General features: G+C 73.6%; 25 protein-coding genes and 3 tRNA genes. 7 read left to right on the top strand and 21 right to left on the bottom strand.

Annotated features, from left to right (window positions below; translation table 11 throughout):
* From AB0K34_RS24005 to AB0K34_RS23975, 7 genes are all read right to left on the bottom strand, one after another.
* Positions 1–1,470, bottom strand: a 1,470-nt coding sequence (locus tag AB0K34_RS24005) for a proton-conducting transporter membrane subunit (RefSeq protein WP_364550942.1), incomplete at its 3' end; no start/stop codon positions are given.
* A 49-nt stretch (positions 1,471–1,519) separates the two neighbouring features.
* Positions 1,520–1,825, bottom strand: coding sequence for an NADH-quinone oxidoreductase subunit NuoK (nuoK, locus tag AB0K34_RS24000; protein ID WP_301176793.1), 306 nt, complete (start codon positions 1,823–1,825; stop codon positions 1,520–1,522).
* Positions 1,815–2,321, bottom strand: coding sequence for an NADH-quinone oxidoreductase subunit J (locus AB0K34_RS23995; protein ID WP_138640731.1), 507 nt, complete (start codon positions 2,319–2,321; stop codon positions 1,815–1,817). The genes nuoK and AB0K34_RS23995 overlap by 11 nt, the downstream gene beginning before the upstream one ends.
* Before the next feature lie 13 nt (positions 2,322–2,334).
* Positions 2,335–3,198, bottom strand: a complete 864-nt coding sequence (locus AB0K34_RS23990) for an NADH-quinone oxidoreductase subunit H (protein ID WP_301176791.1) — start codon at positions 3,196–3,198, stop codon at positions 2,335–2,337.
* Positions 3,191–4,021 (bottom strand): hypothetical protein, encoded by an 831-nt coding sequence (locus tag AB0K34_RS23985; RefSeq protein ID WP_364550939.1) that lies wholly within the window; start codon positions 4,019–4,021, stop codon positions 3,191–3,193. Before AB0K34_RS23985 ends, AB0K34_RS23990 begins: the two co-directional genes overlap by 8 nt.
* A complete protein-coding gene (locus AB0K34_RS23980) occupies positions 4,012–4,356 on the bottom strand; it encodes an NADH-quinone oxidoreductase subunit A (RefSeq protein WP_301176789.1) in 345 nt (114 codons plus the stop codon). Before AB0K34_RS23980 ends, AB0K34_RS23985 begins: the two co-directional genes overlap by 10 nt.
* Positions 4,357–4,426: 70 nt before the next feature.
* Positions 4,427–4,732, bottom strand: coding sequence for a hypothetical protein (locus AB0K34_RS23975; RefSeq protein WP_138640735.1), 306 nt, complete (start codon positions 4,730–4,732; stop codon positions 4,427–4,429).
* A gap of 111 nt (positions 4,733–4,843) precedes the next feature.
* On the opposite strand from AB0K34_RS23975, the gene AB0K34_RS23970 reads away from it, so the two are divergent.
* Together AB0K34_RS23970 and AB0K34_RS23965 are read left to right on the top strand one after the other, a co-directional pair.
* The gene (locus AB0K34_RS23970; protein ID WP_364550936.1) at positions 4,844–6,814 is read left to right on the top strand and encodes a histidine kinase; all 1,971 of its coding nucleotides are present in this window, start codon (positions 4,844–4,846) and stop codon (positions 6,812–6,814) included.
* Positions 6,792–7,427: a response regulator transcription factor gene (locus AB0K34_RS23965; RefSeq protein WP_138640737.1), complete on the top strand. Its 636-nt coding sequence runs from the start codon at positions 6,792–6,794 to the stop codon at positions 7,425–7,427. The genes AB0K34_RS23970 and AB0K34_RS23965 overlap by 23 nt, the downstream gene beginning before the upstream one ends.
* A gap of 13 nt (positions 7,428–7,440) precedes the next feature.
* Here AB0K34_RS23965 and AB0K34_RS23960 read toward each other — a convergent pair whose 3' ends face one another.
* Entirely contained in the window at positions 7,441–7,902 is a 462-nt protein-coding gene (locus tag AB0K34_RS23960) for an XRE family transcriptional regulator (protein WP_138640738.1), read from the bottom strand.
* A gap of 178 nt (positions 7,903–8,080) precedes the next feature.
* On the opposite strand from AB0K34_RS23960, the gene AB0K34_RS23955 reads away from it, so the two are divergent.
* Positions 8,081–8,641: a helix-turn-helix domain-containing protein gene (locus AB0K34_RS23955; protein WP_138640739.1), complete on the top strand. Its 561-nt coding sequence runs from the start codon at positions 8,081–8,083 to the stop codon at positions 8,639–8,641.
* A gap of 113 nt (positions 8,642–8,754) precedes the next feature.
* On the top strand, positions 8,755–10,800 hold the full coding sequence (locus AB0K34_RS23950; RefSeq protein WP_364550933.1) for an MMPL family transporter: 2,046 nt from the start codon (positions 8,755–8,757) through the stop codon (positions 10,798–10,800).
* Between the two features lie 191 nt (positions 10,801–10,991).
* Here the strand turns inward: AB0K34_RS23950 and AB0K34_RS23945 are convergent, their stop codons facing one another.
* From AB0K34_RS23945 to AB0K34_RS23890, 12 genes are all read right to left on the bottom strand, one after another.
* A complete protein-coding gene (locus tag AB0K34_RS23945; RefSeq protein WP_364550931.1) occupies positions 10,992–11,639 on the bottom strand; it encodes a phosphatase PAP2 family protein in 648 nt (215 codons plus the stop codon).
* Complete coding sequence (locus AB0K34_RS23940; RefSeq protein ID WP_138642316.1) at positions 11,636–12,658, bottom strand: NAD(P)-dependent alcohol dehydrogenase; 1,023 nt, start codon at positions 12,656–12,658, stop codon at positions 11,636–11,638. Before AB0K34_RS23940 ends, AB0K34_RS23945 begins: the two co-directional genes overlap by 4 nt.
* Positions 12,659–12,779: 121 nt before the next feature.
* A tRNA-Glu gene (locus AB0K34_RS23935) sits at positions 12,780–12,852 on the bottom strand.
* A 408-nt stretch (positions 12,853–13,260) separates the two neighbouring features.
* Positions 13,261–13,333: transfer RNA gene (locus AB0K34_RS23930), tRNA-Glu, on the bottom strand.
* A 27-nt stretch (positions 13,334–13,360) separates the two neighbouring features.
* Positions 13,361–13,432, bottom strand: a tRNA-Gln gene (locus AB0K34_RS23925).
* A 100-nt stretch (positions 13,433–13,532) separates the two neighbouring features.
* Positions 13,533–14,171: a DUF2461 domain-containing protein gene (locus AB0K34_RS23920; protein WP_364550929.1), complete on the bottom strand. Its 639-nt coding sequence runs from the start codon at positions 14,169–14,171 to the stop codon at positions 13,533–13,535.
* 3 nt (positions 14,172–14,174) lie between these two features.
* On the bottom strand, positions 14,175–14,942 hold the full coding sequence (locus tag AB0K34_RS23915) for a fumarylacetoacetate hydrolase family protein (protein WP_138642349.1): 768 nt from the start codon (positions 14,940–14,942) through the stop codon (positions 14,175–14,177).
* 22 nt (positions 14,943–14,964) lie between these two features.
* Complete coding sequence (locus AB0K34_RS23910; RefSeq protein ID WP_364550927.1) at positions 14,965–16,203, bottom strand: cellulose binding domain-containing protein; 1,239 nt, start codon at positions 16,201–16,203, stop codon at positions 14,965–14,967.
* Between the two features lie 83 nt (positions 16,204–16,286).
* Positions 16,287–16,658, bottom strand: coding sequence for a hypothetical protein (locus AB0K34_RS23905; RefSeq protein WP_138637834.1), 372 nt, complete (start codon positions 16,656–16,658; stop codon positions 16,287–16,289).
* Between the two features lie 183 nt (positions 16,659–16,841).
* The gene (locus AB0K34_RS23900; protein ID WP_138637833.1) at positions 16,842–17,246 is read right to left on the bottom strand and encodes a DUF6292 family protein; all 405 of its coding nucleotides are present in this window, start codon (positions 17,244–17,246) and stop codon (positions 16,842–16,844) included.
* A 149-nt stretch (positions 17,247–17,395) separates the two neighbouring features.
* On the bottom strand, positions 17,396–17,806 hold the full coding sequence (locus AB0K34_RS23895; RefSeq protein WP_364550925.1) for a hypothetical protein: 411 nt from the start codon (positions 17,804–17,806) through the stop codon (positions 17,396–17,398).
* A gap of 46 nt (positions 17,807–17,852) precedes the next feature.
* A complete protein-coding gene (locus tag AB0K34_RS23890) occupies positions 17,853–18,041 on the bottom strand; it encodes a hypothetical protein (protein ID WP_138637831.1) in 189 nt (62 codons plus the stop codon).
* 241 nt (positions 18,042–18,282) lie between these two features.
* On the opposite strand from AB0K34_RS23890, the gene AB0K34_RS23885 reads away from it, so the two are divergent.
* Both AB0K34_RS23885 and AB0K34_RS23880 read left to right on the top strand, forming a co-directional pair.
* Positions 18,283–19,170, top strand: coding sequence for a GntR family transcriptional regulator (locus AB0K34_RS23885; protein ID WP_364550923.1), 888 nt, complete (start codon positions 18,283–18,285; stop codon positions 19,168–19,170).
* A gap of 134 nt (positions 19,171–19,304) precedes the next feature.
* Positions 19,305–19,964 carry a GNAT family N-acetyltransferase gene (locus AB0K34_RS23880; protein WP_364550921.1) on the top strand — a complete coding sequence of 220 codons (660 nt, stop codon included), beginning with the start codon at positions 19,305–19,307 and terminating at the stop codon, positions 19,962–19,964.
* A 51-nt stretch (positions 19,965–20,015) separates the two neighbouring features.
* Here AB0K34_RS23880 and AB0K34_RS23875 read toward each other — a convergent pair whose 3' ends face one another.
* A complete protein-coding gene (locus AB0K34_RS23875; protein ID WP_205719344.1) occupies positions 20,016–20,327 on the bottom strand; it encodes a hypothetical protein in 312 nt (103 codons plus the stop codon).
* A gap of 345 nt (positions 20,328–20,672) precedes the next feature.
* Here AB0K34_RS23875 and AB0K34_RS23870 point away from each other — a divergent pair, with 345 nt between their 5' ends.
* The gene (locus AB0K34_RS23870; RefSeq protein WP_301176777.1) at positions 20,673–21,965 is read left to right on the top strand and encodes a cyclic nucleotide-binding domain-containing protein; all 1,293 of its coding nucleotides are present in this window, start codon (positions 20,673–20,675) and stop codon (positions 21,963–21,965) included.
* Positions 21,966–21,968: the final 3 nt, after the last annotated feature.

Below are 21,968 nucleotides of genomic sequence, written 5' to 3'. Positions count from 1 at the left end.
GATCTCGACCCGGCGCCCGGCCAGGCCCGCCGCCCACCGGCCGCCGCGCGCGGCGCCCCGGACGGCGCCGTCCACGACCCGGTCGTCGAACCGGGCCAGCGCCCGCGCGGCGGCGAACGCCGGACGCACGACCACCGCCCCGGCGGCCCGCTCCAGGAACAGCCATTCCACCGCCCATCCGGGCGCCGGAACCCGCCGGGCGGCCCCGACCGCGCCCACCGTGAGCACCGCCAGGGCGCCGGACAGGACGAGCACCTCCAGGTCGGGGCCGCCCTCGTGCGGCATGCCGAGCATGCGTCGCCAGGCGTCCGCCACCGCGGGCACCCCCAGCACGCCGAGCACCGCCGCCGCGAAGGCCAGCATGACCAGCGGAGCCCGCCCGAGGACCGGCACCCGGATCCCCGCCCCCACGACAGGACGGAACACCGCGAACAGCGCCTTCGCCGCGTAGGCCGCCGACAGCACCGACGCCGCGAGCCCCACCGCGAGCAGCCCGGCGGGCAGGCCGCGCAGCACCTCGTCCTTGGTCACCCACAGCGACAGCGGCGGGACGCCCGCCAGCGCCAGCGCCCCCACACCGAACGCTGCGCCGACGAGCCGGTGCCGCCGGGCCGCACCGCGCAGTTCGTCCAGGCGCTCGGTCCCGAGAGCGGTCAGCCAGACGCCCGCGCAGAGGAACAGCAGGCTCTTCACCGCCGCGTGCGCGACGAGCTGGGCCGTCGCCCCGCCCACCGAACCCGCTCCGGCGCCCAGCACCATGAAGCCGATCTGCGCGCACGTGGACGCGGCGAGGAGCTGCTTGAGGTCCCGCTGGGCCAGCGCGACGGCGCCCAGCAGCAGGGCGGTCACCGCACCCGCCCACGACACGAGCGCGTCCGCCCAGCCGGTCGCGGCCAGCAGCGGATGGACGCGCATCAGCAGGTACGCCCCGGCGGCGACCATCGTGGCCGAATGCAGCAGCGCCGACACCGGGCTCGGGCCCGCCATGGCCCGCGCCAGCCAGAACGAGAACGGCAGCTGCGCCGACTTGCCCAGCGCGGACACCACGATCCCCGCCGCGACCAGGTCCCGCCAGGGGGCGTCCGCCTGCGCGAGCGCGTCCAGCCGCAGCGAATGGGCGCCCGCGACCGCGAAACCCGCCGCCGCGTACAGGCCCAGGTCGGCGGCCCGGGTCGTCAGGAACGCCACGTCCGCCGACCGGACCCGCTCGGCGTCCGGCCACACGTAGCCGATGAGCGCGTACGACATCGCGCCCATGACCTCCCAGCCCATCAGCAGCATGAGCAGGTCCGTGGCGGTGACCGTGACCGCCATCGCCGCCGCGAACAGCAGCATCAGCGCGTGGAAGCGGACCCCGTACCGCTCCCCCGCCGCGAACACCAGCACCGCGACCAGGACGACCGCCAGGGTCACCAGCAGCACGGCGGACAACCCGTCCACCGCCAGCCCGCCCAACCGTACGGCCGTCATCCCTGCCCCCTGTGGGGGGCGACCCCCCACACCCCCCGGTTCGCTGCGCTCATCCCTTGAGGTCCCCCGCCTCATCTGTCATGTCGACGTCCCGCGCCCGGAACAGGGCGGTGACCACGGCGAAGCCCATCGCCATCTCCAGCGCCATCACCGTGATCGCGACCAGCACGAGGACCTGCCCGTCCGGCAGGCCGGGCGACACCCAGAACCAGAACCCCGCCGCCGCGACCACCACACCGTTGATCATCAGTTCGAGGCCCATCATCAGCATCACGACCGACTGCTGGGACAGCGCCCCGAACAGCCCGACGCAGAACAGCGCGGCGGCCAGCAGCAGGAACGTCTCAAGCGTCATCGCCGTACCGCCCCCGGTGCGTCGCCAGCACCACCGCGGCGATCATGGTGGCCAGGATCGCGATCCCGATCACCATCATGACCAGCATCTTCGCCCCCATGATCGACTCGCCGAGCGCGAACGTCGGGTCGCGGGGCGGGCGGCCCGACCGCTCCGGCCACGGCACGGCGAAGATCCCGGCGGCCAGCGCGGCGAACAGCCCGGCCGAGATCCCGGCCGCGCCGCGCGCGTTGTGCATCATCGTCATCGGCATCAGCCCGGCGGGGTTCATCATGTACATGACCATGAAGACCGCCATCACCAGCATCTCCATGATCATCATGAGCACGACCAGCACGCCGAGGTAGTGCAGGTCGATCAGCAGCAGCTCCGCGCCCACGCACAGGAAGGACGCGAGCAGCGCGAACGTCGCCCGCGCCATCGAGTCGACGACGAACACCGCGACGCCGGCCGCGACCGCGAGCACGGCGAGCACCCAGAACGCGGCGTCCTCCATGAACTCCCTCCTCTCAGACGACGACGATCGCGACGACCAGCATCTGCAGCAGCACGGCGGGGATCAGCACCGTCCACGCCGCCGCCATGGCCCGGTCCATGCGCAGCACGGGCACCCGGCCGCGCGTCCACACCAGCAGGGCGAGGACGGCGCACGCCTTCACCAGCGACCACAGCCACCCGGGCAGCAGCGGGCCCGCGCCGCCGCCGAGGAACAGCGGGACGGCGGCGGCCGCCGCCACCGCGAGCAGCCCGTACCGGCCGGCCAGGAAGACGAGCCGGTCGGGGCCGGACAGCTCCGCCATCGCGCCCCCGGCGAGGTCGCCGCCCAGCGGATGCCCGAGCGGCCCCCAGAACGCCATCGCCAGCGCCGAGAGCAGGTAGACGGCGAACGCGACCGGCATCCAGACCGCGAACCACAGCCCGTGCTGCGCCGCCGCGATGACCCGCAGGTCCAGCGAGTGGGCGCCCAGCGCGGCGGTGATGAGCGCGAACATGTGCGGCAGCTCGTAGGCGAGGCCCTGCGCGACGAACCGGTACCCGCCGACCAGCGCGTACGCCGAGTTGACGCCCCATCCGGCGAGCCACACCGAGGCCCAGGCGACGACCTCCATCGCGTTGAACCAGACGACGCCGACGCCCGACCCGACGGCCGCCCGGTCGCCGAACGGCACCACCAGCGCCGCGAGCGCCGCCGCCACCGGCAGCGACACCACCCCGACCGCGGTCAGCAGCCGGTCGGCGCGGTGGGTGGCGCGCCGCTGCACGGTCAGCAGCCGCACCGCCTCCTGGAACGGCGCGGCGGGACGTCCGGCGAGCGCCCCGCTCAGCGTCGCCGCCGCGACCGCCAGCACACCGATGACGACCACCTCAACCATCGGCGAGCGTCCCCAGATCGGGGTCGAGGCTCGCCACGATCAGGCGCGCCTCGCCCAGCTCGGCCCCCTCCAGCAGCGCCGGCAGCGCGTCGAGCGCCTCCCCCGCCGGCATCGGCCGCGGCGCGTCCGCGCCTTCGATCTCCCTGAGCCACCCCTCGACCCGCTCCCGCACACCGCCGACGCCCCGCGTCATCCACCGCAACACAAGGGAGCGCCGGATCCTGCGGGTGAACGGCGCCAACCGCTCGGACGGGACGCCGCCGGTCAGGGTCTCGTCCCGCAGCGCGGCGGCCCGTTCCGCCGCCGCGTCCCAGCCGGCGACGCGCAGGAACCGCGAGAGGCTGTCGAGGCGGGCCGCGACGCGCCGGTCGTCCGTCCAGAAGGTCCCGTCCGCCCGGTCGACGGCGATGGCGTCCGCGGCCTGGACGACGTCCCCCTGCAACGTCAGGTCGACGCGCAGCCCGGCGGGCCAGTAGGGCAGCACCGGCCCGAGCGGCACGTGCAGGACGTCCAGCCGCAGCCCGTCCCGGTCGTCGGCCCGGTCGGCCATCACCGCACCGGACTCCAGCGGAGCGCGCTCCCCGCCTTCGGCCGGGCCGTCCAGCCCGCGCCGCCTCGGCTCCGGCATGTCCCGCCAGACGGTCTCGATGGCCTCGGCCAGCGCCGGTCCGGGACGGCCGCAGACGACGAGCGTGCCCGTCTCGGCGGGGGCGAGCGCGGGCCGCCACCGGCGCCGCCGCAGCTCGGCCTCGACGGCGAGCCGGTCCGCGGTGCCGTCCGCCGCCGCCACGACGAACGGGCGCGGGTCTCCGGTCACGCCCACCGCAGTGCCCCCTCCCGCCACGCGTAGAGGACGCCGACCAGCAGCAGCGCGAGGAACACGAACATCTCCACGACCGCCTTCACGCCCACCGACGCGACGACGAGCGCCCACGGGAACATGAAGACCATCTCCATGTCGAAGGCCAGGAAGACCATCGACACCGTGTACCAGCGCACGTGGTAGCGGGACAGGGCGTGCTCGGCCGGGCGCGCCCCCGACAGGAACGGCCCGCTCTCGAACCCGCGCGGCGCCAGCGCGAACGAGACCGCGTACACGCCCGCGACGAGCGCCAGGACGAGGCCGACCACCGAGAGGGCGACGGCGTACGGCGGCATTGCCCCTCCGGGGTATCGGTGGACCGGCTAGTCCGCCTCTACCTGATCGGAAGGGCCGCGAAACATCGCCTCACCCCGAGATGTCCACCCCCTCCGGCCGGGCCGCGCGGCGGCGGCGCAGCCGGGCACCGAGGGTGACCAGTCCGATCCCGACCCCGTAGATCGCGACGTTGACCGCCGCGTAGCTCCACGGGACGGCGTCGGGATCCTTCACGAAGGCCCGGGTGTCGCCGCCGACCCACGCCCGGGTCAGCGTCATGGTCTGGAACGTGAACGCGAACGAGTGGACGGCGACGTAGGACAGGTAGGCGGCCACCCGGTCCCGGACGAGGTAGCCCAGCGGGAGGGGCAGCAGCAGCATGAGGATGAGTTCCATGCCGGACAGCGTCGCCCGGCCGGCGCGCACCGCACATCCAGGGCAGCGCTGGAGAAAACGCACGTGGTGGCACGGATGTGCACGGGTCCGCCGGAGCTGCATGATGGCGGGATGCGCATCCGCCCTGGCCTCGCGTTGCGTCCCCGAGTGGCGCTGCCCGCGGGCGTGTTCGCGGCGGGCGCGGCGGCGCAGGCCGTGCTGTCCGCGCGGCCGGGGCAGGGCGACCCGGCTCCGGTGCTGGCGGCGACGCTCGCCGTCCTCGCGATCCCCGTGCTGTTCGGCTGCCTGGTCGGGTGGCGGGTGCCGGACGGGCAGGTGGGCGCGGCCCTCGCCTGGGTCGGTGCCGCGCCCGCCGCCGTGTTCGCGGTCGAGCTGTGGGGCGAGACCGATCTGACGCCGCACCCCCTGCCGGGCGCGCACGCGCTCTACGCGGTGAAGCTCGGCGCGTGGGTGTGGAACCTCGCCGGGTTCGCCGCGCTGTGCCTGGTGTTCCCGTCCGGCCTGCCGCCCGGCCGGCGGTGGCGCGCGGTCGCCTGGACGGCCGCGGCGACCGGCGTCGCGGTGAACGCCGCCGTGTCCTGGACCGCCCTGTCCCTCCGGGACGGCCCGTTCGAGGTGCCCGCCACGCTGGCCGCGTTCGGGGCGCTGCTCGCCTGCCTGTGCGCAGTCGTCCTCGGCCCCGTCGCCCGCTACCGCGGGGGCGGCGAGACGACCCGCCTGCAGCTGCGCTGGCTGGTGCTGGGCGCGGGCTCGGTCCCGGTGCTGCTGGCGTGCGGCTGGGCGGCGCAGACCTGGTGGGACGCGCCGCCCGACGTCGCCTACTCCGGTTTCCTGCTGGCGATGCTGGTCGCGGTGCCCGCCGCCGTCGCCGTCGCCGTGCTGCGCCACGACCTGTTCGACGTGGACCGGCTGCTCGGCTCCTCCCTCGCCTGGCTGCTCACCTCGCTGGTCTCCGCCGGGGTGTTCGCGTGCGTCGGCTACGCGGCCGGCGGGCTGCTCGGCGCGGAAGGCCGGCTCGGGGTGAGCGGCGCCGCGTTCGCCGCCGCGCTGGTGCTCGTCCCGCTGCACCGGCAGGTCAATGACCGGGTCGGGCGCCTGGTGGACCGGGAGCGGTTCGTCCTGGACGCCCGGCTGCGCCGGTTCGTGCGCGAGGTGCGGGACGGGACGGCGCAGCCGGAGTCGGTCGAGGCGGTGCTCCGGGACGTCCTCGACGATCCGGGGCTGCGGCTGCTCGTCCGGCTCCCGCACGGGGCGTCCGGCGAGTACGCCGACCGGTCCGGCGCGCCGGCCGTCCCGGAGCCGGGCCGCGCGCGGGTCCCGCTGCGCACCGGCGAGGTCGAGGTCGGCGTGCTCGTCCTCGGCGCCGCGTCGGCCCGCCGGCTGCGCCGCGCCCGGCACGCGGCGGTGGAGGCGCGCCTCCCGATCGAGGTGACGCGGCTGCGGCTGGAGCTGCGGGCCGCGCTGGAGGAGGTGCGGACGAGCCGCGCCCGGCTGCTGTCGGCCTCCGCCGAGGAGCGCCGCCAGCTCGAACGCGACCTGCACGACGGCGCGCAGCAGCACATCGTCGCGGCCGGCATGCGGCTGCGCTCCCTCCAGCGCCGCCTCCCGGCCGGGACGCCGGAGCACCGGGACGTCGACGCCGTCGTGGAGACCCTCGAGTCAACGGTCGCCGAGCTGCGGCGGCTGGCGCACGGCGTCCGCCCCGCCCGGCTCGACGACGGCCTCGCCGCCGCGCTGCGCGCGCTGGTCGCGGCGAGCCCCGTCCCGGTGCGGCTGTCCGTGCCCGCGGAGCTGCGGGCCGGGGAGGTCGCGGCGACGACCGCGTACTTCGTCGTGTCCGAGGCGTACGCGAACGCGCTCAAGCACGCGGGCGCCGCCTCGCTGGCGATCGAGGTCGCCGAGTGCGGCGAGGCCCTGCGCGTCGCGGTGTCCGACGACGGCGTCGGCGGCGCCCGCGGCGGGTTCACCTCCGTCCGGGACCGGGTGGCGTCCGCCGGCGGGGAGCTGACGGTGTCCAGTCCGCCCGGCGGCGGCACGGTGGTGGAGGTGAGGATCCCGCATGCGGATCGTGGTGGCCGATGACTCGGTGCTGTTCCGGGAGGGGCTCGTCCGGCTGCTGGCCGAGGCGGGGCACGACGTCGTCGCCGCCGTCGGCGACGCGGACGCGCTGGAGGCGGCGGTCGCCGCCGCCCGCCCGGACCTCGCCGTCATCGACGTGCGCATGCCGCCGACGATGACCGACGACGGCGCCCGCGCCGCCCGGCGGCTGCGCGCGGCGGTGCCGGACCTGCCGATGGTGCTGCTGTCGCAGCACGTGGAGACGCGGCACTCGGTCCCGCTGGTGGCGTCCGGCGGGTTCGGCTACCTGCTCAAGGACCGGGTGCTGCGCGTCGACGACTTCCTGGACGCGCTGGAGCGCGTCGCCGGCGGCGGGTCGGCGCTCGACCCCGAGGTCGTCGGCGCGCTGCTCTCCCCCGGCGGCCGGGGCTCCCTGGCGGCCCTGACCGGACGCGAGCACGACGTCCTCGCCCTGGTCGCCGAGGGCCACACCAACGCGGCCGTCGCCGCGCGGCTCCACCTCGCCGAGCGGACCGTCGAGACCCATATGCGGTCCGTCTTCCAGAAGCTCGGCATCGCCGACGACGGGGACCGGCACCGGCGGGTGCTGGCCGTCCTGGCGTACGTGTCGCGCTAGGTCCGGAGCGCGGCTAGGCGTTGCGGTCGCGGTCGGCCGCGGCGGCGGCGAGGATCATCTCGTCCACGACCCAGCGGGCCCGCGGGGACAGGTCGACGAGGGCGCGCAGCACCTCCGGCCGGATGACGCCCTGCTCCACGTCCCGCCGCAGCGCCTGGATCGTCAGGTCGTCGCCGATCGGCGCGGACTCGCCGGCGAAGCCGAAGTAGCCGATCGGCACGCCGAAGAACGTGGCGAGCGCGGTCAGCGTCCTCAGCTGCGGGTTCTCCTGCCGCCCGGTGCGCAGCTTCCACACGGTCGTGGACGAGATGTCCTCGCCGGTGGCGCTCGCGATGGCGGCGGCCGTCTCCACGTTGTTGCGCGGCGGCGGGGCGTCCGCCGGCCACAGGTTCCGGATCAGCCACTCGACCTTCTCGGCCAGCGACGCCCCCGGCGAGACCCCGTCCGCGTGCTCGCGCATCATGCCCCTCCCCATGTCAGTGATTTTAGTTGACCACATCAATGCTCGTCAGCCAAGGACACGCGCCGTCCCGCCGGCCGGGACCGGAGAGGGAGGCGGCGGCTCCCCCTCAGGTCGGAACCCGCTCCGCCCCGCCGGCGAACTTTGCCGAGGCCCGTTGCAAAGGGTCTTTGCAACTCCTAGCGTCGGCGGCATGAAGGAGCAACCGGCCCCCGAGGTGATCACCGACCCGGCGCAGGTGCGGCTTCTCGCGCACCCGCTGCGGCGGCGGATCGCCGAGGTGCTGCGGCGCGGCCCCGCCTCGTCCACCACCCTCGCCCGCGAGCTCGGCGAGAGCACCGGGTCGACGAGCTACCACCTGCGGCAGTTCGCCAAGCACGGGTTCGTCGAGGAGGTCCCCGAGCTGGCGCGCGGGCGGGAGCGCTGGTGGCGGGCGGTGCCCGCCGACCGGCGGCTGCCGCCCCACCGCGAGCAGTCGCCGGAGATGCGGGCGGCCGTGGCGGAGGTGACCCGGCTGGAGTTCGCGAACGAACTCGACATGCTCGACCGCTACCTGCGCGAACGCGACGGCCTCGGCCCCTGGGCGGACGCGCTGCTGTACTCGTTCGGCACCGTCACGCTGACGCCCGACCAGGTGCGCCCCTTCTTCGAGGAGTACATCGCGCTCCTCTACCGCTACAAGCGCGCCGACGACGACCCGCCGCCCGGCGCGCGCACCCTCCACGCCAGGTTCCTGGCGTTCCCGGAGGTCTAGAGCCCGGGCCGCCGAGTTGCCCCTCGCCGGCCCGGACGGGCGGAAGCCCGCATCACCACGCCGAACGGCGTGTTCCACGCAACGCGAACCCCCACCGGAAAGGAGAGCACCTCATGCTGCTCTCACGCAAACGCCGCCTCCTCACATGGGCGGTCCTGCTGACCTGGGTCGTGGTCACGATCCTCGCGACGCCCCTCGCGGGCCGCCTCTCGGACGTCGTCCAGGCGAACTCGTCGGCGGAACTGCCGCGCGGCGCCCAGTCCACGCGGGTCGAGGAACTCGTCCCCCGCTTCCCCGGCGGCGAACTCGCGCCGGGCGTCATCGCCTACGTCCGGCAGGCGGGCATCACCCCGGCCGACCGCGCGAAGGCCGAGACCGACCGGACCGCCCTCGCCCCGCTCGCCGCCGGGCCGATCGGGCGGGCCGTCCCGTCCGCCGACGGCAGGGCGCTGATGCTCACCGTGCCGCTGAAGGACGACGACGCCCTCACCGACCGGGCCGAGCGGCTCCGCGACCGGGCCTTCTCCAACGCCCCGCCCGGCCTGGAGGTGCGCCTGGCCGGCCCGGCGGGCGCCGCCCTCGACGTCGGCGACGCCTTCGAGAAGGTCGACAAGCCCGTCCTGATCGCCACGGTCGCGCTGGTCGCCATCGTGCTGCTGCTCACCTACCGCAGCCCGGTCCTGTGGCTGCTGCCGATCGTGAACGCGGCGATCGCCCTCCAGGTGACCGGCGCGGTCGTCTACCTGCTCGGCAGGCACGCCGGCCTCTACGTCGCGGACGGGACGTCCACGATCCTCAACGCCCTCGTGTTCGGCGTCTCGACCGACTACGCGCTGCTCCTCCTCGCCCGCTACCGCGAGGAGCTCCGCCGCCACCCCGACCGGCACGACGCGATGCGGGCCGCGCTGCGCCGCGCCGCCGCGCCCATCGCCGCGTCCGCCGCGACGGTCTCGCTCGGCCTGCTGTGCCTGCTCGCCGCCCGCATGGGCTTCAACTACGCCCTAGGCCCGGTCGGCGCCATCGGCGTCGCCGGCGGCCTGCTGGTCGTCATGTCGCTGCTGCCCGCGCTCCTCGTGATCCTCGGCCGCCGGGTGTTCTGGCCGCGCATCCCCCGCTGCGGCGACACCCCGTCCGGCCGCGGCGCCTGGGACCGCATCGGCCACCGCATCGCGGCCCGGCCCCGCCTGGTCTGGATCGGCGGCCTGGCCGTCCTCGGCGCGCTCGCCGCCGCCTGCCTCGGCATCAGCACCGGCTTGGACCGCGCCCACTTCCTCACGAGCACGCCCAGCTCCACCGTCGGCGAGAGGCTGCTCGCCCAGCACTACCCCGGCGGCCAGGGCCGCCCGCTCCAGGTGGTCACCGAGAAGCCGGACACCGTCACCGCCGCACTCCGCGACGCCCCCGGCGTCGCCCGCGTGGGAACGCCGCAGACCTCCGCGGACGGCCGCCTGGCCAGGTTCGAGGTCGTCCTCGCCGCGCCGCCCGACAGCGCGGCGGCGAAGCGGACCGTCCGCGACCTCCGCGCGGCCGTCCCCGACGCGCTGTTCGGGGCGAGCACCGCCGCCGAGATCGACCTGGCCGACGCCCAGGCCCACGACCGCACAGTGGTGATCCCGCTCGTCCTGGCCGTCGTGCTGCTCATCCTCATCGCCCTGCTCCGCGCGCTCGTCGCGCCGATCCTGGTGGTCGCGACGGTCGTCGGGTCCTACTTCGCCGCCCTCGGCGCCTCCTGGCTGCTGTTCAGGCACGTGTTCGGCTTCCCCGCCCTCGACATCCAGGTCGCGCTCATGGGCTTCCTGTTCATGGTCGCCCTGGGCGTGGACTACAACCTGTTCCTCGTCTCCCGCGTCCGCGAGGAGACGGTGCGCGCCGGCCACCGGACCGGCGTCCTGCGCGGCCTGGGCGTCACCGGCGGCGTCATCTCCAGCGCCGGGCTCGTCCTCGCCGCCACGTTCGGCGTCCTCGCCGCCATGCCGGTCACGATGATGGTGCAGATAGGCGTCCTGGTCTCCCTCGGCGTCCTCCTGGACACCTTCTTCGTCCGCTCGGTCATCGTCCCCGCCCTGGCCCTCGACGCGGGCCCCCGCTTCTGGTGGCCCGCCCGCCGCACCCCCCACCCGGCCGCACAAGCCCACCCAAAGCAGCCGGCACACCACTGACCACGTAAAAAGGCAGGCCGGCGGGCCGGCGGTCCCGCACGAGCACGTCATCGCCACCTCCGACGACTCGCGGCCTGACGACTACGCGCGCCAGGCCGTCCGAGCCCGCGCCCGCAAGAAGGCCGCCCTGTGGTCCGCGGCGGGACTGGTCGGATTCGTGGTGAGCCTCTTCGGCATCGGGCTCCCCTACGTCACCTGATCGGGCGCCACCGGATCAGCAGTGACAGCAGGACCGGGCCCAGGGCGAGGCTGAACAGCACGTCGGTGAACCAGTGCTCGTCCGCGACGGTCAGCGCCACCGCCGTGACGCAGCCGGTCGCCAGCGCGATGCCGCGGCGGCGGTGCGCGGGCAGCCGGACGGCGGGAAACGCGACCACCAGCAGTTCCAGGATGAGCCAGATGAGCACGAACGCGTTGAGGGTGTGGCCGGACGGATAGGCGTTCCCCTGGGCGAACAGCACGTCCATGCCGCTGTAGGGGTAGGTCCGCGGGATCACCGCCTTCAGGCCGTTCTGCAGCAGCGACAGGCCGACCACGATCACCGCGCTCGCCAGGAGGGGCCGGGGCGACCGCGTCCGGACGCAGGCGATGACGGACAGCGGAAGGATGAGCAGGACCAGGTCGCCGCGCTGGCCGAACTTCGTGGCGAGGTGGACGGCCGTGAGCAGGCCGTCCCGGACGTGCGCGTCGAAGAACTCGTGGGCCGTCCAGTCGAGCCGCCTGAGCGGGCCGTCGAGGAGCACGTCCACGGTGACCAGCACCATGATCGCGACGGGGAGCGCGTACGCCCCCCACCGCACGGACGCGGCATGCCCGCGCACCGCCGTCTCCGCCCTCACGGCGTGAGGATCGCGCGGCCCCGCACGCGTCCGGCGTCCAGGTCGCCGACCGCGGACTGGAAGTCGTCCAGCGCGTACTCGCGCGTGTGCAGCGTGACGGCGCCGCGGGCCGCGAGCGCCATCAGGTCGCACAGGTCGTTGTAGGAGCCGACGAGGTTCCCGATGATGTTGATCTCGGCGGAGATGATGTCGATCGTCGGGACGTCGATGTTCTCGCCGTAGCCGACCACGTGGTAGTCGCCCGCCTCCCGCAGCATCCGCAGCCCCTCGGCGGTCGTGCCGCCCTCGCCGACGAAGTCGAGGACGACCTCGGCGCCGCCGCCGGTGAGGTCGAGGACCCGTTCGACGTGGTCGCCGTCCGCGACGATCCCGTGGTCGGCGCCGATCTCGGTCGCGAGCCGCACCGCGTCCGGTTCGCGGTCCACCACGATCAGCTCGGCGGGGCTGATCGCCTTGAGCACCTGGACGCCGATGTGCCCGAGGCCACCGGCCCCGATCAGCACGCACCGGTCGCGCGGTGTGAGCCGCCGCGCCGCCTTCGCCGCCGCGTGGTAGGCGGTGAGGCCCGCGTCGGCGAAGGCCGCGACGTCCGCCGGCTCCAGCGACTCGTCCAGCTTCACCACGCTGCGCGCGGACGTCTTCAGATAGTCGGCGTATCCGCCGTCGGAGTCGATGCCGGGGAACCTGCTGTCGGTGCAGTGCACGTCGTCGCCCGACCGGCAGGCCCGGCACAGCCCGCAGGTGACGATCGGATGCAGGATCACCTTGTCGCCCTCGGCGACGTTCGTGACCGCCGTCCCGACGGCGTGCACCCACCCGGCGTTCTCGTGCCCGATCGTGTACGGCAGTTCCACCCCGGACTTCTCGGCCCACTGCCCTTCGAGGATGTGCAGGTCCGTCCGGCACACCCCGGCCCCGCCGATCCTCACCACGACGTCGAACGGCCCGTCCGCCACGGGGACGGGCACCTCGGCCATCCGTAGATCCTCGCCGTACCCGATGACCTGCACGGCCCGCATAGTGCTGCTCATGGACACGCCCCTACCCACGCATGCCCGGTGGTGATCGCCCGGCAACCGCCCTTCCAACGGGCAGACCCGCAAAAAGAAAAAACCGCAGGTTCCCCTGCGGTTCCACGTGTACCCCCGAGCGGATTCGAACCGCCGTTACCGCCTTGAGAGGGCGGCGTCCTAGGCCACTAGACGACGGGGGCCGGACTTTTCACCCGGTGCGATCTCCCGCCCGGGCCTCGCCCAGCCTACCGGACGCAGCCCCCCGCCTCGACCAGATTTCCCCCCGCAGCCCCCACATGTAGATCACACACGTAGACCACACAGAAGCCCCCACCCAACCCCACAGCACCGACGGCACGCTCGTCTAACAGGCGAGCAGCGGGCACACCGACGGGTCCCATCAACTGCCAAGGGATGAGGAGCAAGCAAGAAGCCCATACACGTCCGCACAGGAACGCTCTTGGACGTCGCAGAAAAGGATCCTCCGAGTACGCCCCAGCCACCGTGAGGGCGAAGCCCGAACATCGGGGGTTCCAGGGGGTCGCCCCCCTGGGAAACACCAGAGGGCGGCGAAATCGGCCAAAGGCCGATGAGCAGCCGTAGGCAAGTACCCCCGAGCGGATTCGAACCGCCGTTACCGCCTTGAGAGGGCGGCGTCCTAGGCCACTAGACGACGGGGGCGTGTGTCCGCCTGCAGGACGGACGCAGCTGGGGTACCAGGACTCGAACCTAGACTAAGTGAACCAGAATCACTCGTGCTGCCGATTACACCATACCCCAGTGAGGTACGAGCTTCCGTTCCGTTTCCGGCTGGTCGCTCGCGCCTCGATGAGAATACAGGGTCTTGGGAGAACCGCCAAAACGATTGGCGGGGCGGGTCTCAGCGGGTGAAGTCGGGCGGCCCGATGTGCTCCCGTCCCCAGTCCACGAGGGGGCGCAGGCGCCGCCAGGACGTCCGTACGCGCGTGCGGACCTCGTCGGGGTCCGCCGCCCACGGGTCGGCGGGCCAGCCTGTGTGGGCGTACAGGGAGCGGTGCCGCAGGAGTTCGAGGCGCGGGTGGTCGGGGGGCGTGCCGCGGGGGCGGGTCTTGAGCCGGTCGCCGGCGATCTCCATGCCGGCGGCGCGGAGGTCGTCCACGATGGACTGGAGCTCGCCGCCGAAGGTGTCGGACGCGGCGGCCTCGCGGTAGCGGCGGAGCTGGTCCGGGGTGGGCGCGTACATCCCGCCGGCGACCATCAGGCCGTCGGCGTCGATCTGGATGTAGAACCCTTCGGCGGTGTGCCCGCCCTGGTGCGTCTTGTAGGGCGTCTTGTCCTTGCTGAAGCGGACGTCCCGGTAGGGCCGGAAGAGCTTGACCGCGCCGAACTCGTCTTCGAGCTCGGCGCACAGTTCGGTCAGCGGTTGGCGCACATGGCGCTCGTAGGTCTCTTTGTGGGACGTCCAGTAGGGCTTGCTGTTGTCGCCCTGCAAGCCCTCGTAGAAGGAGAACGCCTCGTCGGTGAAGCCGCCGAACGCCATGGCTCAGTCGCGGGAGACGACGCGGTTGGTGAGGCTGCCGATGCCCTCGATGGTGACGGTCACCTCGTCCCCGATCTGCATCGGGCCGACGCCGGCGGGGGTGCCGGTGAGGATGACGTCGCCGGGCAGGAGCGTCATGACCTGGCTGACGTACTCGACGAGGGCCGGGACATCGTGCAGCAGCTGGGACGTCCGGGCGTCCTGGCGGACCTCGCCGTTGACGGAGGTGGTGATCGCCAGGTCGGCGGGGTCGGCCTCGGTCTCGATCCAGGGGCCGATCGGGCAGAACGTGTCGAAGCCCTTGGCCCGCGTCCACTGCCCGTCCTTCTGCTGCAGGTCGCGGGCGGTGACGTCGTTGGCGCAGGTGTAGCCGAGGATGACCTCGGCGGCGCGGGACGCGGGCACCTCGCGGCACATGCGGCCGATGACGACGGCGAGCTCGCCCTCGTGGTCGACGCGCTCGGACAGCTTCTCCGGGTACGTGATCGCCTCGCCCGGGCCGATCACGGCGGTGGACGGCTTGGAGAAGATCACCGGTTCGGCGGGCGGCGCGTCCCCGCCCATCTCGCGGACGTGGTCGGCGTAGTTCTTCCCGATCGCGATGATCTTGCTGGGCAGGATCGGCGCGAGCAGCCGGACGTCGGCGAGCGGGAGGCGCTGCCCGGTGAACGTCGGCTCCCCGAACGGGTGGGCCGCGATGGCGGCGACGGTGTTCTCCTCCACCACACCGAAGGACATGCCGTCGTCGGTGGAGAACCTGGCGATACGCATGTTCGAGAGCCTAGTACCCCGGTCAGAAGCCGCATGCCTCGCCGTTGAGCTCGCAGCCCTTCGGCGTGGACGCCCGCCCCGCCGCGCCGTACTGGATCTCCCAGGTGCCGCCGGGCGGGATCGCGCGGGCGCCGTCCAGGTTCCGGATCTCGACCTCGGTGCCGCCGTGCACGAGCGCCGCGCCCCAGATGTTCTTCACGTCCGCGCCGGGGGCGCGGAACGTCAGCGTCCACGTCGTCATGGGACGGCCGGTGCGGTTGGTGATGACCATCCTGCCCTCGAAGTACCCCTCGTCCTGCTGGACGAGCTGGTAGGTGATCCCGTCGCCGCCGACGAGCGGGCCGATCGGGGCGGTGGTCACCGGAGGCGGCCCGCTGGGCTGCTCCGCAGGCGGCTGACCGTTCGCGGGCGGCGCCGCGGGCGGCGTCTCGCCCGGGGTGGGCGCGCCGGACGACGGCACCGGGGCGGGCCCGCCGGCCGCGGGGGCGGACGCCGCCGGAGGAGCCGGTTCCGGGGCGGCCTTCTCGTCCTTCGAGTCGTTCCCCGAGAACAGGAGTGCCACGAGCGCGGCGGCGGCCAGCAGCACCACGGCCCCGACCACCGCGATCAGGATCATCGGGCGCCTGGACCGCGCCGGCGGCACTGCGCCGGCCGGCATCGCCGGGGCGGTCGCGTCGGGCTGGGCGCCGGCGGCCCCGGCGGGGTCCGGCGACGGCATGGCGAAGGCGGCCGCCGCCGGCGCGGCGGCACCGGAAGCCGCCGTCTCCTGCTCCGCGCCGAACCGCTCCGTCCAGGGGGCCTCCCCCACGACCGGCGGGGGCGAGGGCGCCGGCCGTTCCGGCTCTTCCCGAGGCGGGGCGTGCTCTTCGAGGCGGATGTCGGTGACCGTCGCGGACGGCTTCTCCGGCGCATCGCGGGACGTCACTCCGGGGCCCTCCGCGGCGAGATCCTGCGACGTCACCTCGGGATCGTCCTCGGGATCATCCTCGCGGTCGTCTTCCGGATCGTCTTCCGGATCGTCTTCCGGGTCGTCGACCGGGAGGGCGTCGTCGAGGGTGACGTCCGGGGCGCCGGCCAGATCGTCCACCGGGACGTCCTGGACCGTCGCGTCCGCCGGGCCGTCCGCGGGTTCGTCGACGAGGGCGGCATCGCCGCCCGTCCCGGCGTCCGGCGCGGCGGCCCGGCCGGGGACACGGAACTCGGCGGTCGTCTTGTGGTCCGGGGGCACGTACCCGGGCTCCTCGCCGCTCAACTCGTCCACCCTCCGCTGTCGTCGATCTCATGGAGTCCGACGACGGGCGAAGCGGTTCGGTTCATATCGAACCGGGCGGCGCGCGGAGGGCGTCAGCCGGCCGGGGCGGGCTCCAGCCCGCGGCGCGCGGCCTGCCGCAGCTGCCGGTTGAGCATGTCGGTGATGAGCTCGATGGCGTCCGTGCTGGTGGTGTCGAGGGCCCCGCTGAGCCAGCGCGCGGCCTCGGCGATCAGCTCCCCGGCCGCGTCGCCGGCGGTCCCGGCGTCGGCCATCCGCCCCAGCACGGCGCCGAGGCGCAGCGCGGCGTCGGCGCGGCCGGACTCGGCGGCCCGCCGGTACCAGCCGGCGGCCTGCTCCAGGTCGCCCTCGTGCTCGTACATCTCGCCCAGGCCGAAGGCGACGTCGGCCCATGTCCCGTCCGTGGGACGCCCAAGGTCCTCGGGGGTCCAGGGTCGAGCGGGCATGCGATCACTCCGGCGATTCGGTTCGATGGACGCGGGCACGCGGGAACGCCACGCGTACCGTGCAGACCCCATATTGGACGCCGTTCACAAAATCCGCCACCGGTTTAGCCGAGTTTGGCGAACTTTCTGCGTAGCCGCCCCGATACCGATGGAAACATCCTCGTTCGTGCGAACGACCGGTTTTCAGTCAGCGGTGTAGCGGAGCAGCGCGTCCTCGAAGCCGTCGTGCCCGGCGCCGTAGGACCGCAGCGCGACCGGCGCGCCCTCACCGCCGCGTTCCAGCGCCCGCGCGACCGAGCGCGGGTCGGGCAGCACGCCGTCTCCGAGCCGCACGGGGTCGCGCAGCACCGTCCGCACGCCGGGCTCCCCGGAGACGAACTCGCCGAGCACGAAGCCCTCGGACTCGTTCCACACGACGGCCCGGAGCCCGAGGACGAAGGTCGCGTCCCGGGGGCTGCACGGGTCGAGCCAGACGTCGCGGAGGGCCACCCCGCTCGCCTGCAGCTCATCGCCGACCCGGGTGATGTAGGCACGGGTGGCGTCGACGAAGGGGTCCGAGTGAGGCAGGGGCCGAATTCGGTCGATCACTGGGTCATCCCTCTCTTCGATCTCATTACGAAGTATGAGGGAAGTTGATCCCATATGCCCTGTTTCTGAGGGAGAAATTTGGCTGAAGGCAGGCCAAACAGCCCCTTTCACCACATTCCTCCCTTCAGTACCCCCTGTTCTCCGAAGTGTCAGGCCGAGGCGAGCCGGGGGACGAGCTGCGGGACGAGCCACGGCCCGACGGCCATGGCGCACGCCCCGGCCGAGCACACCGCGGTCAGCCGCGCCGGCGCGCCCGCCCGCCGCCCCAGCTCGGCCGTGATCACCAGGACCGTCACCCCGGTGACCGCCAGGCGCAGGGCGCCGTCCCACGGCTCCCGTGCCGCGCGCGGCTCGGGGACCGGCGTCAGACTCAGCACCGGAACCGCCCCCGGGCCCGGCTGATCCATCAGGGCCGGCCCGTCCACCAGGAGGTGCTCCCCCACCGCACGGAGGCCGCCCGCCGGACCGGCCCCGGCGGGCGGGTCCGGCCGGCCGGGCCACCCCGGCGCGCCCCGCTGCTCCGGCGCGCTCGGCGCCGTGTCCATCCGGCTGTCTTCCACCTCGAACGCTCCTTAGGTCAGCGGCCCGCCCCGCGGCGACCGGGGATCATGTGCGCGGCCCGTCCAGGCCGCGGACGGTGACCAGCCGCGGCGCGCGGCCGTCGGCCCCCGCCGCGGCGGCCTCGCCGCGCAGGTCCGCGTTCCGCGTCCGGAGGCCGATGCCGACGGTGTAGAGGACCAGGGTCAGGAAGAGCGCCGCGGGGACCAGGATCCACAGCGCGACCAGCGCGGTCATGGTGAACCTCCTCCGGGTTCGCGATATCCCTTACGTCTGGGACGTCCTGCTGATACCGTTGTCGCTGTTCTCGTTTCATCGACTTGTACCAACAAGTCTCTCAGTCAAGGTGTACCCTTTCTTGGGATTGCAAACACCTGGGATGGGAAGTACTTGTTCAGAAGTCCGGTTCCGTGCACGTCCCGCTCATCGGGCGGTCGGCACGACCGGACCGCGAACCGGCAGGAAGGGAGCGGATCCGATGGCCCGCACGACGCCTCTCCGCTGGCGTGACATCGCCGACGACCTGCGCCGGCGCATCGACTCCGGGGACCTCGCGCCCGAGGACGGGTCGTCCGGGCGGCGCCCGCTCCCTCCCGAGAAGGAACTGGAGCTGCACTACCGCGCGTCCCGCAACACGGTCCGGGACGCGCTCGCCTGGCTCCGGCAGCAGGGGTACGTCGTCTCGGAGCAGGGCAAGGGGACGTTCGTCGTGCCGCGGCCCGACATCGTCCACGTCACGCTCCGCGCCGTCGAGCTCGGGCTCGCGCCCGGCGCCGTGTCGGACGACTGGTACAACCGCGACGCCGCCATCCCCGCGGGCCGCAACGCGTCGGTGTCGCAGGTCAAGGTGGAGGTCCAGGAGGGCACCAAGGTCATCGCCCGGTACCTGCAGACGAAGTCCGGCTCGGAGTTCATCTCCCGGCACCAGGAGATCTTCCTCGACGAGAAGCCGTGGGTGCTGCAGACGTCCTTCTACCCGCTGGAGTTCGCCACCAACGGCGCGTCCCGGCTGCTGTACCCGCGCGACATCCCCGAGGGCGCCGTGGCGTACCTGGGCGAGGCGCTCGGGTACCGCGAGGTGGGCTTCCACGACGAGATCAAGGCCCGCGTCCCGGACGAGAACGAGAAGCGCTTCTTCCGCCTCGGCGACTCCGCGGCGAGCGTCGTGTTCGAGACCGTCCGGACCGCCTACTCCTCCGACGGCAAGGCGTTCCGCGTCACCGTGACCGTCTGGCCCGCGGACCGCACGCGGCTGCACTACAACGACGGCGACGTGCCCCTCGACGTCCTCAAGACGCCCGGTCTGGCGTCCACCGAGGAGTCCGGGGCCGAACCGCCGCCGGACGACGGCGCCGCAAGCGGATAGCCCGGCCGCCGCCCGGCCGCGGCGGCCGTCCCACACTGCCCATACGCCCCCCTTCCCGACCGGACGGGAGCCCTCGCGCTCCCGTCGCCCGGCCGGGAGGCGGGGGCTCGGTCTTTTCTCGGAGTCAGGAGCACGTGGACACAGACACCGGGGCCCGCCGACGCAGCCGGGCCGCTGATCCCAGGTACCGCATCCGCACGGCCCGGCCGGACGAGCTCCGCGTCGTCCTCGACCTGATCGACCACGCGGCCGGCTGGCTGCGGGGGAAGGACACGCGGCAGTGGGAGCGGCCCTGGCCGAGCCCGGAGGGGCGGATGAAGCGGGTCCACGAGGCCCTGGCCAACGGGGAGACCTGGCTGCTGTTCGACGCGGACGACCCGATCGGGACCGTCTCCATCAGGACGCTCGGCCAGGAGGAGCTCTGGACGGCGGAGGAGCGCGAGACCGAGGCCGTCTACCTGCACCGGCTCGTCGTCCACCGGGGGTACGCGGGCACGGGCCTCGGCGCCGAGCTGATCGACTGGGCCGGCCTCAAGGGCGCCTCACTGCAGCGGAACGCGGAACTGATCAGGATCGACGTCTGGACCGACAACCACGCGCTGCACGACTACTACCGCGGCTTGGGCTTCGTCGATGTCGCGATTCGCACGACCAGCGACAACACACCCTCGGGCGCCCTTTTCCAGAGACCTCTCGCCGCGATCCGGCGGGACCGCCCATGGCGCATCACCGAGGAGTCCCCGCAGCGGCTCGCGAAGCCGGCGTCCGCCCGGCAGGACGTCCGCATCCCCTGACGTCCCCGAACCGCCGCCCCGGCCTCGTGCGGGCGTGCCGCACGACGCGGGTCAGACGAAGCGGACGAGCATGAGGTCGCTGTCGGGGGTCTCGCGCCAGTAGAAGGCGCCGGGTTCGCGGGACATGCCCTCGATCTCGCCGGCGATGATCAGCGCGCGGTTGATGCAGTCGGTCTTGTTGTAGCCGGTCTGCTCCTGGAGGCGCTGGAGGGCCTGGACGGCCTTGCCGGTCAGGTTGACCGTGACGCGCTCGCTGTGCGGGACCGCCTCCGCGCGCGGGTTCCCGGCGGGCGCGGCGCGGCCGGGATCGTCCGCGTCCATGGACCCGCCCGAGGTCTCGGAGGCTGCTCGGGATGTCGTCATGAGCGCTCACTCCTATCCGGGGGCGCGGAGCCCGGCCCGCCCCGTCCCTTCCGGCGCCGGGACCGGAAGGCCCCGCCGGTCAGGCGACCATACAGCCCTCCGTCAGCAAATCCATGCCCAACGTACAGCATGCACGGGAAGGGTTCCCCGGCGGGCGGGGCGAGAAACCTGCGATATCTCTGTCTTGCCATCGAGTGACATAACCGTTCCCGAGCTTTAGACAGTCATCGTATGGCTTTCGTATGTATCTCGCTCTACTCTCTTCAGTGGGAGACGTGGGGACGGAACCGACGCCGAGAGGCCGGGTGACACTACGCCCGGCCTTCCCGGGGGAAGGAAGACTCCGTGGAACTGAACCGCTGGAGGGCGCGGTGGCGGAGGCGCACGGCCTCGCACGCGGGCACGATGAACGCGAAGGCCATCACCGCGGTGACGCTCGCGGCCGTGGTGCTCGGATACGCGGTGGGCGGCTCGGCGACCGCCGCCGTCTGCGGGTTCCTGACATTCCTGACGTTTCCGGCGGTGGCCGTGGCCAACGCCCTCGTCCAGTACCTGAAGGCCGGCACGCTGCGGGAGACGCCCGGACCGCCGGTCCTGGCGGCGGCGCCCCGCATGCTCGCGGTCCCCGACCTCGCCGCGCCGGCCGGCGCGGCGACGGCGTTCTGGGACGCGCTGACGCCCGCCGAGCGGTACGACCTCGCCGCGCGTGCGCACCGGCACCTCTACCGCGCCGAGGAGGTCCTGTGCCGGGAGGGCGGGGTCGCGGGCGAGGTCATCGTGATCCTGTCCGGCTGGACGCGGGTGTGGGTCCGGGAGGGCGCCGAGCAGCGGATCATCGCGTTCCGGGGCGCCGGGGAGCTGGTCGGCGAGCGGGCGGCGCTGGTGGTGCGGGACCGGTCCGCGACCGTCACGGCGGAGAGCGACGTCGAGGCGCTGCGCGTCGGCGCCCACGAGTTCGGGGCCTTCCTCGACCTCAACCCGCGCGTGCGGGCCGTCCTGGAGCAGCAGGTCTACCGGCGGCAGGTCGAGAAGCACGACGTCCAGGACGTGCGGGGCAACTGCTCGATCCTCATCACCGACATCACGCGGTTCAGCTCGCCGGTGCGCACCGACGCCGACCGCGAGTACGTGCTGTCCGCGATGTACGACCTGATGGGCGAGGCGTTCACCGCGTCCGGCCTCGACTTCGGCCGGCTCTACCAGGAGGACCGCGGCGACGGCGCGCTCGTCGTCGTCCCGCCGACCACGCCGACCGACACGGTGGTCGACCCGATGCTCGCGCACCTGGCCGCGGAGCTGCGGCGGCACAACCGGCGCGCCGCCGAGGCCACCCGGCTGCAGCTGCGCGCCGCGCTGCACGTCGGCCCGGTGCAGCGCGGCCCGAAGGGCGTCGCCGGGACGGCCATCATCACGACGCGGCGGATGGTGGACGCCCCGGCGGTGAAGCGCCGCGTCGCCGAGACCGGCGCCGACCTGGCGTTCGTCACGTCCGACTTCGTGTACGACACGGTGATCACGCCCGCCCCCGGCCTCGTCGACCCGGGCCGCTACTCGCGGGTCAGGGTCCGGCTGAAGGAGGCGTCGCTGTCGGCGTGGCTGATGCTGGAGGGCGGCGCGTCCCGGCTCCGCGCGGTGTGAGGG

This window comes from Actinomadura sp. NPDC049382, assembly GCF_040677125.1.
Lineage (GTDB): Bacteria > Actinomycetota > Actinomycetes > Streptosporangiales > Streptosporangiaceae > Spirillospora > Spirillospora geliboluensis.
The sequence above is the reverse complement of the archived record's forward strand: the minus strand, read 5'-3'. Positions and strand labels throughout refer to the sequence as shown.